The sequence below is a fragment of the Micromonospora lutea genome (assembly GCF_016863535.1).
Classification (GTDB): domain Bacteria; phylum Actinomycetota; class Actinomycetes; order Mycobacteriales; family Micromonosporaceae; genus Micromonospora; species Micromonospora lutea.
In genome coordinates, this window is sequence record NZ_BOPB01000014.1 from 149,133 (window position 1) to 164,380 (window position 15,248).

A 15,248-nucleotide genomic window follows, 5' to 3' on the forward strand; every position below is an offset into this window, starting at 1 on the left:
GCCGGTGAGCGCCTGGCGGGACGGCGTCGAAATCCCGCTGGACGGTGCCAAACAGCGCACCGTCCTGGCCGCGTTGCTGCTCGCCAGGGAGCGGATCGTCTCCGATGCCCAACTGTGCCAGCTGCTCTGGGACGAGCATCTGCCGGCGACCTTCGCCGCCCAGCTCTACAACTACGTGTCCCGCCTACGCAGATACCTCGGCGACGAGGTGGAGATCGTCCGGAAATGCTCCGGGTACGTGCTGCGGCTCAAGGACAGCCGGCTCGACATCAACGAGTTCACGCGGCTGGCCGGGCTGGGCCGCGAGGCGCTGCGCGGTGGCCGGTACGAGGAGGCCGGGCAGTGGTTGCACGAGGCCCTGGGGCTGTGGCGTGACGCGACCCTCTCCAACGTCACCGACCACCTGGTCGAGGCGGAGGCGCATCGGATGGCCGAGGTGCGGACGACGGTCCTGGAGGACCGGATCAGAGCGGACCTGGCGCTGGGTCGGCAGGCCGAGCTGGTGCTTGAGCTGACCGACCTGGTGGCCGCCCAGCCACTGCACGAGCAGCTACGCAGCCTGCTGATGATCGCCTTGGTGCGGTGTGACCGTCAGGCCGACGCACTCGCCGTCTATCACGAGGGCCGGCGGATCCTCGCCGACGAGTTGGGGGTCGATCCGGGGGGCGGCGCTGACCGAGGCGTACCAGGTGGTGCTCGCCGGGCCCACGGTGGCTCATCGGGCGTCCGCACTGGTCGTTGCGCTATCTCGCGCAGCGGCTGGCCGACGAGCGGTTCCGCCTCAACGAGCTGCGAATGGGCACGCTGGACGTACGTGCCTCAGTCCGCAGCTCGCCGACCATGCTGCGGTCCGGCAAGCTGCGTGAGCTGATCATGCCGGCCCTCCTGCCGCAGTACGAACAGGTGCTCGCCGCGGTGACCGCCCGCCTGGGCTGACCGATCCCAGCGTCCTTTCACCGCGGTGGCGGCAGTTCGCGGCGGCCGAGCTGCCGGCGCAGGTCCTCGGGTAGCAACTCGCGGAGCTGCTCCGGCAGCAACGGCAGGTCGAGCAGGCTCAGTTTGAGCTGGCTGCGTTCCTGGTAGCGGCGCGGGTCGAGGCGGACCACCAGACCGGCGTCGGGCCGGTAGCGCACGTGCACCGAGCCCGAGGTCGACCCGTCCCGGATGACCTGGCCGTCGACCTCCACGGCGACCGGCGCGGATCCGGGACGCAGCTCCAGGTGGATCGTCTCCTCGAGGGAGAGCACCACCGATCGGGAGATGCCGGACATCGGCGCGCTCGGCGTGACCACGACCGCCCGCGTCGCCGGGGAGATCAGCGGCCCGCCGGCGGCGTAACTGTAGGCGGTCGACCCGGACGGAGTGCTCACCACCAGCGCGTCACAGCGGTAGTAGCCGTACTGCTGACCGTCCACCGCCAGGGTCGCGGTGACGAAGCCCTGCCCGGGGCGGCGGATCAACGCGATGTCGTTGAACGCGACCACGTCGTCGCCGCACACGTCGCAGGCCAGGCAGCTGTGCGACTCGACGGTGAATTCGCCGGCCAGCAGCCGGTCCAGCGCCGCCGGCAGCTCCGGCGGCTCCACCTCCACCAGAAACCCCAACCTGCCCAGGTGTACGCCGAGCACCGGCTTCGGATCATGCACGGCCGCCCGCAACGCGCCCAGCATGGTGCCGTCCCCGCCGATGCTGACCAGCACGTCCGATCCGGCGGCGAGTTGTTTCTCCGGCACCGGGCGGACGGACTCGGGGACCCGCTGCCGGTCCTGCGCGCGTACCGTCAGGGCCACCTCGTGCCGCGCGGCCCAGGCGGCGATGGTGTTCACTACCGGGGACACGTCCCGGGTGGGATGGAGCACCAACCCGAGCCGGATCCGGTCCATACCCACAGCTCACCACAAACCGAGCCGCCTACCTGCCGGTACGCGGCAAGGCGCGCCGGCGGCCTCCCGACCACCGGCGCGCCCCTCGACCGCCGTTACCGGCGCGGTCGGCCCGTCAGGTGGGTCAGTGACCGGGCGACCAGCTCGTCGCGGGCCGCCGGAGCCAACCCCTCCAGCCCGAAGCCCAGGTAGACGGTGTCCCGGGTGACCACCACCGAACCTTCCTCGAACGCCTGCTGGCTGCGCGACCAGTCGTTGGCCGCCGGAGCGGACCCGTCCGGCGCGCCGGCCACCGTCCAGCCACCGAGGTCCGTCTCGAACGACGTCTCGGCGACGGTGGCCCCGTCGACCACGACCCGGGTGTCGTCGACGAACACCCCGAGACCCTGGGTGGCCCAGTCGCTGGCATAGGTGATGGAGACCTCCACCTGCCGGCCCGCGTACCCGGACAGGTCGGCGACGAACTCCTTCCAGCCGTTGGAGCTGCCGGTCGCCGCGTGCCACTGGCCGGTGCTTCCGGTCGGTGAGCAGTCCGCACCCTGGTAATGGGCGAGGAACGGGTGCAGTTGAGCCACCCAGCCGGAGGTGCAGCTGTCCCCGGTCGCCTGGGTGGTCAGACCACCGGTGTCCGGCAGCGTGGTCCAGTTGTCGGTGCCGACCTCACGCGCCTCGACGAACATGAAGTCCCAGTTCGTCTCGATGTCGAACGAGGTGAAGAAGCGCAGCTCACCGCCGCTCGCCCCGGTCAGGTCCACCGTCCGGCTCAACCGCTTGAACGACTCGTCGGACTGCCCGCTGAACAGGTACCACTCGCCGGTACGCGGATCGAACGGCGCCCCACCGGGACGCTCCCAACCCACCGGAGCGGAGCTGGCGAACTGCGGGAACTGCTCCGGCGGCAGGAAACCCGACGTGGTCAGGAACGACGCCGTGTGGTCCTGGTTGCCCGCCGAACCCTCAGCGTTGAGGGACCCGGCGAAGCCGGTGAACGCCCCGGCGTCACCCCGGACCGGGTAGGGCTGCCCGTCGGGCGAGGTACCGCCGTCGCTGACGTAGTTGTACGCCCCCAACCAGTACTGCTGGAAGTCGTTGAGCAGCGGCAGGCAGGTCGGATCGGCGGCGTCCGTGCACTCCGGCGGGGCGTCCGGCCGATAGCCGTACGAACCGTTGGCCGCTTGGGCGTAGAGCGCGTACTTGCCGCTGACCAGCAGCTTGCCGCCCTCGTTGAGGTAGTCCCGGACGGACAGCTCGATGTCCGCCGCCGCCTTCGCCGCGGTGCCCGGCACCTGGCCCGGCGAGCGCAGGATGATGTCGTCGCCGGTCTCCCAGACCACCGCCTGGTAGTGCGACAGCACGCCCAGATGGTGCGGCGCGGTACGCCCCATCGCGTCGAAGTCGTAGACGTCGCTGCTGCGCCCGGCCGCCTTCAGCGAGGCGGTGATCTCGTCGGCGTACCTCGCGGTGGTGGTGTCCTGGGCGGGGCTCAGGCCGGTGACGTCCTCCACGGCGAGCACCAGCACGTCCCCGCCGATGTCGTGATGGACCCGGTAGGTGAAGCGGTCGCTGCTGACCTTGCCCCGGCCCGGCCTGGTCGCGGTGAACCAGGCCTGCACCCGGTCACCCGGCCGGGTGCCGGTGACCGTGCCCCGCAGCTCGGCGTAGTAGTCGTTGTGGGTGTCGCCGTAGCGTTCACCGCCGCGCCACTCGCGGACCCTGGTGGACTTCGCCCGGCCCCCGTTGACCGTCCAGTTCAGCGTGACGTTCCTCAGCGAGCGCCGGGTGATCGCGGCGACCTGTTGGGTCCGGCCGTACGACACGTCGAAGGCGTCGACCACGAAGTCCGGGGTGCTGCGGCCGACCACCGACACCGGATCGTCCGGCTGGTGCGCCGACTTCGCCACCGACAGCGCGAACGGGATGTTCTTGGCCACCTCGGCGGCGATCAGCTTCTCGTCGTCGGGGAAGGTGAAGACGCTGACGCAGTCCTCCGGACGCCACTGGTCGTCCGGGTCCGCGGCGGCGGCCGCCTGGCAGGTGGACATCTCCGGGGTGAAGCCCAGCGTGCCGTAGCGCACCGTGGCGTGGCTGTCGGTGTCACCGTTGGTGGTGTAGAGCTCGGCGGAGATGTCCGGGTCGTAGCCGGGTACCGCCGGGTTGGCGTCGTCACCGGCCATCGCCTCGTAGATCACGTCGTCCGGGGTCGGCGTGGCCACCTGCCAGCCGACGCCGTACAGCAGCAGTTGCGCCGCCGAGTGGTAGTTGACGAAGAACCTGAACTTGAGCCGCTTGAAGAGCGCGTCCAGCGCCTTCGTCTCCGGCTCCGAGTTGGGGCCGGGGCCACGGTAGGTCTCGCTGGTCGGGTTCGGCGAGGAACCCTCGTTGTCGTAACCCCACTTGTAGCTGAAGTTACGGTTCAGGTCGACGCCGTCGACCCCGGTGATCTGGCCGTCGCCGTCGTTGTCCCGCAGGTTCTTGCGCCACAGCCGGTTGCCGGCGGTGAAGGTGTGGTCGTAGCCGTCCGGGTTGAGCACCGGAATGAACCACAGCTCGGTGGTGTCCACCAGCCGGGTGATCTCCCGATCCGAGCCGTACCTGGTGAGCACGTGGTGCATCAGCCGGCGGGTCATCTCCGGCGTGATCCACTCCCGGGCGTGCTGGGCGCCTGCGTACAGCACCGCGGGCCGCTTGCCGTCCCTGGTGTTCTTGGCGTTCCTGGTGACCTTCATCGCGAGGATCGGCTTACCCTGGCCCGAACGACCGATGGTCTGCACCTTGGTCAGCTTCGGGTAACGGGCCGCGGTCGCGGTGATCTCGTCGCGGATGCCGCCCGGCTCGCTGTACGACCGGAAAGCCTGCCAGCCCGCCGCGCCCTGCTCCCGCAGCACCTGCGAGGCGTCCTTGCCGCGGACCTTCTTGACCTTCAGCTTGACGCCTTTGCGGGCCAGCCGGTCGGCCTGCCCTCGACTGAGCACCGTTTCGATCTCCGTCCGGCCCGCCTGGTCCGGCTTCGCGTCGTGCCCGAGATCGACACCGGCCTCCCGCAACTGGTGCAACTGTGCCGGCTCGACCGTGCCGACGTACACCTCAAGACCGTCGCGGACGCCCGGGTCCGACGGTGGCCGTGCGCTCGCCGGTGCGGTCAGCACCAGCGCCCCGACCAGAGTGAACACGCCAGCGATCGCCAGCGGTGTGCGCCTCATCGCGCCCCCTTCGATGGAAGGACCTGTAGTCGCGAGCCTTCCCGGATGTCATGAGGCATGTCAATACGTTGATCAGCTTGCCGAGGGGTGGCCTGCCGACGCCCCACCCTCTGCGTGGGCACCGATGAATCGGGCGATCACCTCGGCGATGCGCTCTCCGGCGTGACCGTCCCACAACGGCGGTACCGGCCAGCCGGCCGTCGGTCGTTCCGTCGACAGCAGCCTGACGACCGATTCCACCAGGTCCTCCCGAGTCACCAGTCGGTTGGTGCCGTGGCTGATCGTGACCGGACGCTCCGTCTCGGAGCGCAGGGTCAGGCACGGCACACCCAGCACGGTCGTCTCTTCCTGTACGCCGCCGGAGTCCGTGATCACCGCGCGGGCACCGCGGACGAGGCTGAGGAACTCGATGTAGCCCAGCGGGTCGATCACCCGGATCCCGGGGTGCCGGAAGAACCCCGCGTTCGCCAAGGTCTCCCGCCCGCGCGGATGGAGCGGCACCACCAGCTGGATCTGGTCGGCCACCCCGTGCATCACCTTGACCAACTCCGCCGCGTCGGCCGGATCGTCGACGTTGGCCGGTCGGTGCAGGGTGGCCACCGCGTACCGCTGGGGCAGGGTCAACTGCCGACCGATGGCCGATGCGTCGAACAGGTGAAGATTGGCGAGCAGTGTGTCGATCATGGGGTTGCCGACGAAGTGCACCTTCTCCGCTGCGATGCCCTCGTTGCCCAGGTGCACGAGGGCATCCGGACTCGTGGCGAACAGCAGCTCGGCCAGCCGGTCGGTCACCAGCCGGTTGATCTCCTCCGGCATGGACCGGTTGAAGCTGCGCAAGCCCGCCTCCACGTGCGCCACCGGGATGCCGAGCTTCGTGGCCACCAGGGTGGCGGCCAGGGTGCTGTTCACGTCACCGTAGACGACGACCAGACCCGGACGCGACGCCCCGAAGAGCCGCTCGAGTCCCACCATGATCTCGCCGGTCTGGCTGGCATGGCTGCCCGAGCCGACGGCGAGATTCTCGTCGGGCTCCGGCAGGCCGAGCTGGCGGAAGAAGACGTCCGACATGCGCTCGTCATAGTGCTGCCCGGTGTGTACCAGGCGCTGCCGGACGCCGCAGCCGTCGAGCGCCCGCACGACCGGCGCTGCCTTGGGGAAGTTGGGCCGGGCACCCGTGACGTGCACGACCTGGAACGGGATGTCGGTGTTCACTGCTGCCCCCGGGACGGGATCGAGGTAACCGGCGAGGACGACTGCTCGCCGGCGGCGTCCAGGAGTCGCTTCTGCAGCACCGACGTCTCCGCCTCCCACACGAACTCCGACCGGCCGGTCAGGTAGCAGTGCTCGGCCATCGCCCGGACGCCGGGAAGGTCCGCCGCGAGCTCGCGCAGGAGCCTGCTGAGCGCGGCGGGTTCGACCGGGACCGACCAGCCGACCGCGAACCGCCCGATCAGTGCCCGGTTCTCGGCCAGGTCTCCGGCGATGACGGGGCGGCCGGCGACCACACCCTCGAACAGCTTGTTCGATAGCGAGTCGTTGGCCGGGTCCACCGCCTCGTAGAGCGCCGTGGCGACGTGGGCGCGCTGGATCCGAGCGGCTACCTCGGTGGACGGGCACGGTCCGGGCAGCGAGATGTACGCTTCGGCGTCCGCGGCGCGGACCCGGTCCAGCAGGGCCGCCCGGTACTGCTGGCTCGCCGGGCCGGTGACCTCCAGCCGTACCGGGGCCCCGGCGGCCCGGGCGGTGACCGTGGCGTCGATGAGCGCCTCGACGCCACGTCCGGGGTAGAGGGTGCCGACGCAGGCGACAATCAAGTCCGGTCCTGGTGGCGGGGGTACGAACTCCGGCGCGAACGCGGCGAGCGGGACGTTGCGGATGACGAGCACGTCGTCGAGGCCAAGCCTGCGGAACTGCGCCGCGTGACTCTCGCAGACGGCTATCACGGTCACCGGGGCGCGGCGCGCCACCAGCCGGAGCAGGGCGGGCTCCACCCGCGAGAACCAGGTGGCCAGCGAGCCTCGGGTACGGATACCTCCCGGGCGTTCCCGTCCGTTGAGGATCACCTGGCTGCCCCAGCGTCGACGGTGAGCCAGGCCGATCCAGAACAACGCGATGTGCCCCACGAAGACCGTCCTGGCCCGGGTGGCGAGGACCCGCCTCCGCAGGTGCCACAGGACGGGAATGTAGACGGTGACCAGGTTGCGGATCGAGGCGGTCAGCCGGCGTCTCTGGTCGATGCTGCCCACCGGTAGCTGCTCCACCTCGATGCCGTCGATCCGCGACAGACCGGCATCGTCGGCCGCGCCGTTGCGGCCGACCCGAGCGAGCGTGACCGCCCGGATGGTGCCAGGCAGGTGGGGTGCGGCCGTCACCGCGATCTTCCGCGTTCTGGTGGAATGCCGGAAAGGGGAGAGGTCGCACAAGATGAGACTTGTGTCGGTCGTCATGCGAACGCCCATTCTCTTGGGTCCGCCGCGCTGCTGTGCGCAGCGGCCGTACCGGTGGGGACGGAGTCGGAGGGCCGTCGCGCGGCCAGCCGGACCGGCGACGGGACCCTTGGCTCAACGAACCAGAGGTTCTCTGCGTTGCGAGGAGGTTTGCGCCGGGCGGTCCGTCGGCCGGCAGGGATATCCGGAGCCATCGATCTCACTGGCTTCCGGCGAGTGCTGGAGGCGCGGGCTCGGGTTCCCGCGGTGATCCGAGCCCCCGTGCGCTCGTGACGACGTGGAACGAGAGTAGCCAGGACGCGCCGTAGGCAACGGCGGCGGAGAGGCCGAAGGCCCACACCGCGGCCAAGGCCGAGCCACCAGACCGGGCGGTGAACGCCACCGCCGCCGCGACCAGGAGCAGCCGCCCCACGTCCCAGGCGAGCTGAAGGCCCTGCCTACCGAAGACGATCAGGGTCTGGGACAGCGGTGAGCCGACGAGCTGCGCCGCGGTGAAGACCGCCAGCGCCTGAACGTAGGTGCCGCTCGTGCTCCACTCGGGCCCGAATACCCGCGTGAAGGCAGGTGGTGCGGCGAAGGCGATGAGCAGTGCCCCCGCAGCGGCGGCCATCCCCAGTTGCCGGCTGGCCTGAAGGAACAGCGCCGCTGCCTGTCCGCCACCGGTCCGTGCGGCCCGCGACAGCTCGGCCAGGTACACCTGCGCGACGGCCAGACCGAGCAGCCCGACGGGTATGGCGAGCACCCGCTGGGTGAAGCCGAACCACCCTGCCACCGCGCCCCCGTAGTAGTAGGCGATGAGAAGGACGGGCAGTTGCAGCCCCAGCACGTTGAGCAGCCCCGAAGGAGCAAGCAGCAGGGGGAACCTACGGTGCCGCAGGGCCGTCCGCCACAGGTTGCGGTGGCGAGAGCCGGGCTCCCCGTCCGCCCTCCGGCGGCGCATGCCGGGCAGGAGGCTGAGCGCGCCCACGGCCTGGCCGACGCCCAAACCCAGCGCCAGCCCTCCGGACCGCAGCCCCACCAGCCCGGCGCCGAGCTGCGTGAGCAACGTCGCGCCGGCCTGGAGGAAGTTGCGCCGGCCGATCGCGGGATATCGCCGGTACCGGATCGCCAACTGGTTCAGCACCTGGACGGCGGCAATCGCCGCCGCCGTCCACGGCGTCAGCCACAACCACGACGACAGCGCCGGCTGGTCGAACAGCGCCGCGATCTCGCCTCTGGCCACCATGAGCACTACCGTGCCGGCCAGCGCGGTGCCGAGGGCCGTCACCAGGCCCACCGCCACCAGGTCGTGGGCCTCGTGGTCCCGCTCCGGTAGCGGCACTGCGAGTTCGAAGCGGCCAGAGGCCACCGCACCGAGGGTCGTGGCGAGCGTGCCGAGCACGGCGAAGACCCCGAAATCGGCCGGGCTGTACATCCGGGCGAGCACCGGCGCGGCGAGCAGCAGAAGCAGTTGACCCCCGGCGCTTCCCGCGGCGATGCTCAACACCCCCCGCTGACTGCTGCCCAGTCGCCGCTGGTGGCGCCAGCGGGGCGCGGCCCGGTGCCGCCACCGAGGAGCGTTGCCCGGTGCCGTGTCGTTGCCGGTGTTCCTGCCCGACAGCGCTCGCATGCCGGTCAGACCCGCCCGGCGACCTGCCGCCCGGATACCGCTTCCCCCGGCCAGCAGATGTTGGGTGCCGGCACCCCGGTGCGCAGGCCGAGAGGTCGCGCCGTCGGGACCACCTGGTCGGCCCGGGTGGCTGAATGCCGTGCGGGGCCGCCCATCCGTCCGCCCCAATACCACAGCCCGAGGTAGCTGACCAGGCCGACGTTCAGGGGCGTCTCGATCCCACCGGCGATCCAGGTGCCGAGAACGACGGTAATCCCCGCGAACCCCACCAACTGGAGCGAGTTGTACCGCCGCCTGCGCAGGGACCGCTGAGTGAGGATCTGGAGCAAGACGCCGAACAGGGCGGCCAGGAAGATCAGACCGACCGTGTCGAAGTTGTAGTGGATCGAGCCCCAGAGTGACGGTGGGGAGGTGCCGCGGGTAGACCAGTAGACCGTGTAGAAGATCTCGGAGCTGAGCGTGCTTCCCCGGTGGCCGGGCAGGACGCTGAGCAGTCCCTCGAGCCACTCGCCGCCGTTGCGGACCGGCAGCATGGATGTGTAGTTGAAGGCCGCGATGCCCGACGCCTGGTTGTCGTGTACGAAGCGGTCGACGAGGTCGGTCGTCACCGCGCGCAGCGGGCTCTCGCCCTGCCCGTCACGCCGAGCCAGGACGTAGGTCGACAACATGACGAGCGGCAGCCCCAGCACGATCGGCAGGATGGCCACCCGGGGCAGGCGCCGCCGGTTGTGCAGGTACGCGTAGACGATCGCGGTGGTCAGGAACACGACCAAGGCGCCGCGTTGCCCGGTGCCCAGGAGCGCGACAGCGGACAGTCCGATGAGAACGACCGAACCCGCCCGGGCGAAGAGACCGCCCCGGCTGAACGACCATACGGCCACCACGAGGGTCAGTGCCGGCAGGATAACGTTCTTGAACTGGTTGACGAAGCCGGGGAACAGGTAGTTCTCGCCGGCGTACGAATCCAGGCGCAGGTTGGCAATGTCCGCCGGTGCCCCGTCGAGTTGGCCCTGCAGCCCGAGGAAGAAGGCGCTGTATCCGACGGCGGTGAAGTACGCGACCGTCACGACAGCCGAGACCGCGATGACGAGCAGGATCGCACCGGTGGGTGCCACCAGCGTGACCGAATAGTCGGAGTAGGCGGCCTTGACACCCCGTCGGCGCGAGATGTGCTGCATGACCAGACTGGTCGTCATGCTGGCGACGAGGTACAGGGCGACGGCGGCGGCCATTAGCTGTGCGTAGAACAGTTCCGTGGCGGACTCGGTGTCGACCAGGCGCACGGTGCCGTAGAGCATCAGCAGTTGACAGACCACGAAGATTCCGTCTGGCGTGAGCAGGCCGTACCGGCGCATCGCTACCGCGTAGTGGACGGTGGCGAGCCCGAGGACCGGAAGAAACAGGGTGATCATCTGGGTCAGCTCCGCGAGAGACGGACAGTCGACACATCGGGTGGCCCGCCCGATGGCCGTGGTGATGTGGTGGCCCGTCGGTCAACGGGGACGAAGCCGTCGCGCGCCCACCGCGCCCGCGCCTCTACCAGGTGGAAGATCATCTCCGGCCAGGACGGCGGCCGGTATCCGGTCGTCTGCGCCAGCGCCTCGGCCGACATTGAGCGGTCACAGACGAAGCCGTCGTGGGAGACGATTCGCCCGGCCCAGCCGTACACGTTCGCGACCAGCTTGAGTAGCTCGTACTTGGAGATCGGCGACGCCGCCACGTGGTAGAGGCCGGTGAGGTTCTCCCGCGGTAGCACCACCGACCGCAGCAGCCGGGCGAACTCGACGGTGGTGATGCCGCTGTAGATCGCCTTGGTGTAGCCGGACACGACGCCATTCTGGGAGAGGAACCAGTCGACCAGGGACCGGTGACCGCTGAGTTCGTGGCCGATGATCGACGTACGCAGCGTCAGGGCCGGTGCGCGGTCGACCTCGCCGAGCAGCTTCGACCGGCCGTACAGGTCCGGTGGGTCGGGGATGTCGGTCTCCACGTAGCCACCCCGGTCTCCGGAGAAGACGCAGTCGGTGCTGACGTGCACCAGACGCATGCCGCGCCGCGCGCACTCCTCGGCGAGCTGGTGCGGGAACAGGGCGTTGACGGTGACGGTGTGCACGGCGTTCTGGACCTCGGGACGCTGTTTGATCACACCCACGCAGTTGACCACCACGTCGGGACCCACCTGGCCGAGTAGCCGGCCGACCCGCCCCTCGGCGAGGACGTCCACCCCGGTGGTGACCCTTTCCGCGACGGTCGGCGGCAGGCCGGCCACCCCGCGCGCGGCACCGTGCACCTCGATGCCGGGGGCGTCCAGCAGTTCCCGCATCAGGGTGTGCCCGAGCATGCCGGTGGCGCCCAGGACGAGTACCCGTCGGTTCATCGTCGCACCCGCTTTCCGTTGGACCTGCTGCCGCCCTGCGCGGCAGCGGCGAGCAGTTCGGCGAGGACCTGCGCGTTGGCCCCCTCGCTCATGAGAAGTCGGTAGTGGTCGAGGCCGGCAAGTCCCATCGCCCGTAGCTGCGCGCGTGGGGTGGCGTGCGCCAGCCGGATGGTCTGGGCCAGCTGCTGGGGATTGCCCGGTGCGGTGGTGAATCCGGCCCCGGCTTCGCGTACCGCCCGCGCGGCGTCTCCTGGCGCGCAGGACAGGACCGGCTGGCCGCAGGCGAGGATGGTCTGCACCTTGCTCGGCATGGTGATCTGGAACAGCGGCTCGTCCGCGAGGCAGACGAGCTGGATGTCGGCGGCGGCCATCACGGCGGCCATGTGTTCCGGCGCGACCGGGTCGACGAAATGAATCGTGCGGAGGCCGAGTTCCCCGGCCGCGGTGCGCAGGGCCGGTTTGCTCACCCCGTCGCCGACCAGCACCAAGTGGACGTCGGTCAGGTCGCGGAGCTGGCCCATGGCCGCGACCGCGACGCCGAGGTCCTGCGCCGGTCCGTGGTTCCCGCCGTACAGCACCACGAAGTCGTCGGGGGACAGGCCCAGTCTGGTGCGCAGGTGCGGGTCTGGCTCGGTCGGCTGCATGAGCTTCTCGTCGGCCCAGTTGTAGACGACTGACACCTTCTCCGTGGGCACGCCCCGTGCGGCGAGGGTGTCCCGCAGCCCGGGGGAGGGGACCGTGACGTGTTCGGCCCAGCGGTAGGTGAGATCGGTGAACCGGCTCAGCGTCGTCTCCGCGACCCGGCGAGCCGGACCGCGAGTGAGGAAACCTGTGGCGAAGACCGAGTCGGGCCAGAGGTCCATCACCATCAGCACGTACGGGATTCCCCACCGCAGCCGGGCCGTCAGGGCGGCGGCCGCCGCCGTGGCCGGCGACGAGTAGACGAGCGCCACATCGGCAGTACGTAGCAGCGACGAACCCAGCAGCGTGGAGGACGCTGCCCAGGTCAGGTAGTTCGCGGCACGACCGACCGCGGACCGGTCATGGCTCGGGTGCAGCGGGGTCCGCAGCACCCGGAGGCCGTCGACTTCATCCATCACGGGCCGTCGGTGTGGGTAGCCCGCGTGGACGATGCCGGTCGGATAGTTGGGCACCCCGGTCAGGACGTCCACCTCGAAGCCCTGCCGGCGTAGGCAGCGGGTGAGACCCAGGGGGATGGGCACCGGTTCCGGCGGGAAGAATTGGCTGATCAACGCGACCCGGGTGACCGCCGGGTCGACCGTCCCGGCCCCGGTCACGTGTCGCGGAATTCGCTCGGCTGGCCGACCTCGTCCAACTGCGCACGGACCTCCGGCAGGGTCAGCAGCAGCGACATGATCTCGGCAACGTCCAGCCGACGGGCGTTGTGCGAGTGGTAGTCCGCGATGTGCTCCTGGCGGGTGTCGCCCTCGTCGAAGTACAGGGCGTAGTTGAGGTCGCGGCTGTCGATCGGTACCCGCAGGAAGTCGCCGAAGTCTTCGGCTCGAGCCAGGTCTTCCCGGCTGGCCAGTGTTTCGTACAACTTCTCGCCGTGCCGGGTGCCGAGCACCTCGAACTTCGCCGGAACCCCGAACAGGTTGCACAGCGCGGTGGCGAGGTCGGCGATGGTGCAGGCGCCTGCCTTGCGGATGAAGATGTCACCGGACTGGCCGTGCCGGAACGCGTGTTCGACCAACTCGACGGACTGCCCCAGCGACATCAGGAACCGGGTCATGCTCGGCTCGGTCACCGTCGGAGCCACGCCGTTGCGAATCTGCTCGATGAACAGCGGGATGACCGAGCCCCGCGAATACATGACGTTGCCGTAGCGGACGCAGCAGACCCGTGTCCGTGCCGACGGGTTGTTCCGCGCGTGCGCCTGGGCGACCTTCTCCATCAGCGCCTTGGTCATGCCCATCGCGTTGATGGGGTAGACGGCCTTGTCCGTACTGAGCAGCACCAGTGTCTCGATGCCGTTGCGCTCGCAGGCGTCGACGACATTGGCGCTGCCGAGCACGTTGGTCCGTACCGCCTCCAGCGGGAAGAATTCGCAGGACGGGACCTGTTTGAGGGCGGCGGCGTGAAAGACGAACTCCACACCACGGGCCGCCTTGTGGACGCTGTCGAAGTCCCGGACATCCCCGACGTAGTAGCGCACCCGATCGTCGCGCAGCCGGTGCCGCATGGCGTCCTGCTTGGACTCGTCACGGCTGAGTACGCGCACTTCGGCGGCACCGGCGTCGAGCAACCGGGAGACCATCGTCTGCCCGAAGGAGCCGGTGCCGCCGGTGATCAAGAAATGACGACCCGAAAGCGAGGAATCCACATTTCCTCCTGTCTTTCTCTGCTGCCCCCGGGGGAGCTGGTGATTCGCATCGAATCGGACCATACAGCTCGACAACTGTCGGCGAGACACGATTGGTGAATCAACGGCAGATTCAATAAGGTGACCATTGCTCGTACCTTATTCGCGTTACCTTCAGCTGGTTTGAATCGTTGAACTTCGGTCCGTTGTCGGCCCATTGTCGGAGCCGGCCGTGCGAAGGGTGGGGCGATGACGCGGGTCATGACCGTGGTGGGAACGCGACCGGAGATCATTCGGTTGTCCCGGATCATGGAGCGATTGGACCGGACGGTCGACCATGTGCTCGTCCACACCGGCCAAAATTGGGACCGCTCGTTGTCCGACGTCTTCTTCACGGAGATGGGGATTCGGGAACCCGACCGCTTCCTCCGGGTGGACACGTCTTCGCTCGGGCGGGTGCTCGGCGGCGTCCTCATCGGCGTGGAGGAGGCGATCCGGGAGCTGCGACCGGACGCGCTACTCGTGCTCGGCGACACCAACAGCGCCATCGCCGCCGTGATGGCGCGGCGGATGCGGGTGCCGGTCTACCACATGGAGGCGGGTAACCGATGCTTCGACCTCAACGTGCCGGAGGAGACCAACCGCCGTCTGGTCGATCACGTCGCCGACTTCAATCTGGTCTACAGCGAGCACGCTCGCCGCAACCTGCTCGCCGAGGGACTGCACCCCCGACGGATCCTGCACACCGGCTCGCCGATGCGGGAGGTGCTCGACCACTACCGACCCGAGATCGAGGCGTCGCCCATTCTGCACCAGCTGGAGCTCGAATCCGGGGGGTACTTCGTGGTCAGTGCCCACCGGGAGGAGAACGTGGATGATCCCGCCCGACTGCGGCGGCTGCTCGACTGTCTGCGGGCGGTACGCGCCGAGTGGGGTCTGCCCGTGCTGATGTCCACCCACCCGCGTACCCGCAAGCGGCTGGAGTCCCTGTCCGACGACGGGACGGACCTCGACGGCATCGCCTTCCATGAGCCGTTCGGTTTCTTCGACTACGTACGCCTGCAGACCCAGGCCCGGTGCGTCCTCTCCGACAGCGGCACCATCAGCGAGGAGGCCGCGATCCTCGGCTTCCCCGCGGTGACCCTGCGCGACTCGATGGAGCGGCCGGAGGCGCTGGATGCCGGCGGCATCATCATGACCGGCCTGGATTGCGACGGGGTCGTCGAGGCCGTCCGGGTGGCGATCGACCAGGTGGCGGTGGCCGGCGTCCCCTGTCCGGCCGATTACCAGGTCAGCGACACGTCTCGGCTGGTGGTGAACTTCATCCTGTCGACCGTGCGACGGCACCACGACTGGGCGGGCATCCGCAACTGAGCCGTGACGCGAAGGGCTGGTGACCGAGCGGGGTC

At 69.5% G+C, this 15,248-nt stretch carries 11 protein-coding genes; 2 read left to right on the plus strand and 9 right to left on the minus strand.

The genetic code is table 11. The features are described 5' to 3' along the window. The first annotated feature begins 4 nt into the window (after nt 1-4). Complete coding sequence (locus tag Vlu01_RS15770; RefSeq protein WP_203999725.1) at nt 5-871, plus strand: AfsR/SARP family transcriptional regulator; 867 nt, start codon at nt 5-7, stop codon at nt 869-871. A gap of 82 nt (nt 872-953) precedes the next feature. On the opposite strand, the gene Vlu01_RS15775 is transcribed toward Vlu01_RS15770, so the two are convergent. From Vlu01_RS15775 to Vlu01_RS15815, 9 genes are all read right to left on the minus strand, one after another. After that, complete coding sequence (locus Vlu01_RS15775; RefSeq protein WP_203999727.1) at nt 954-1,883, minus strand: NAD(+)/NADH kinase; 930 nt, start codon at nt 1,881-1,883, stop codon at nt 954-956. A gap of 95 nt (nt 1,884-1,978) precedes the next feature. Next, a complete protein-coding gene (locus Vlu01_RS15780; RefSeq protein ID WP_203999735.1) occupies nt 1,979-5,083 on the minus strand; it encodes a M14 family metallopeptidase in 3,105 nt (1,034 codons plus the stop codon). 72 nt (nt 5,084-5,155) lie between these two features. After that, the gene (gene wecB, locus Vlu01_RS15785) at nt 5,156-6,295 is read right to left on the minus strand and encodes a non-hydrolyzing UDP-N-acetylglucosamine 2-epimerase (RefSeq protein WP_239095923.1); all 1,140 of its coding nucleotides are present in this window, start codon (nt 6,293-6,295) and stop codon (nt 5,156-5,158) included. Then, complete coding sequence (locus tag Vlu01_RS15790) at nt 6,292-7,455, minus strand: glycosyltransferase (protein WP_203999738.1); 1,164 nt, start codon at nt 7,453-7,455, stop codon at nt 6,292-6,294. Before Vlu01_RS15790 ends, wecB (Vlu01_RS15785) begins: the two co-directional genes overlap by 4 nt. A 274-nt stretch (nt 7,456-7,729) precedes the next feature. Beyond that, the gene (locus Vlu01_RS15795) at nt 7,730-9,139 is read right to left on the minus strand and encodes a lipopolysaccharide biosynthesis protein (protein ID WP_203999741.1); all 1,410 of its coding nucleotides are present in this window, start codon (nt 9,137-9,139) and stop codon (nt 7,730-7,732) included. Nucleotides 9,140-9,144: 5 nt separating this feature from the next. Beyond that, entirely contained in the window at nt 9,145-10,551 is a 1,407-nt protein-coding gene (locus Vlu01_RS15800) for an O-antigen polymerase (RefSeq protein ID WP_203999744.1), read from the minus strand. A 5-nt stretch (nt 10,552-10,556) separates the two neighbouring features. Next, nucleotides 10,557-11,516, minus strand: a complete 960-nt coding sequence (locus tag Vlu01_RS15805) for a dTDP-4-dehydrorhamnose reductase family protein (RefSeq protein WP_203999746.1) — start codon at nt 11,514-11,516, stop codon at nt 10,557-10,559. Next, nucleotides 11,513-12,814, minus strand: a complete 1,302-nt coding sequence (locus tag Vlu01_RS15810; protein WP_203999748.1) for a glycosyltransferase family 4 protein — start codon at nt 12,812-12,814, stop codon at nt 11,513-11,515. Before Vlu01_RS15810 ends, Vlu01_RS15805 begins: the two co-directional genes overlap by 4 nt. After that, a complete protein-coding gene (locus tag Vlu01_RS15815) occupies nt 12,811-13,860 on the minus strand; it encodes a polysaccharide biosynthesis protein (protein WP_275409344.1) in 1,050 nt (349 codons plus the stop codon). Before Vlu01_RS15815 ends, Vlu01_RS15810 begins: the two co-directional genes overlap by 4 nt. A gap of 228 nt (nt 13,861-14,088) precedes the next feature. Between Vlu01_RS15815 and wecB (Vlu01_RS15820) the strand changes: the two genes are divergently transcribed. Beyond that, nucleotides 14,089-15,213 (plus strand): non-hydrolyzing UDP-N-acetylglucosamine 2-epimerase, encoded by a 1,125-nt coding sequence (wecB, locus tag Vlu01_RS15820; RefSeq protein WP_203999752.1) that lies wholly within the window; start codon nt 14,089-14,091, stop codon nt 15,211-15,213. The last annotated feature ends 35 nt before the right edge of the window (nt 15,214-15,248 follow it).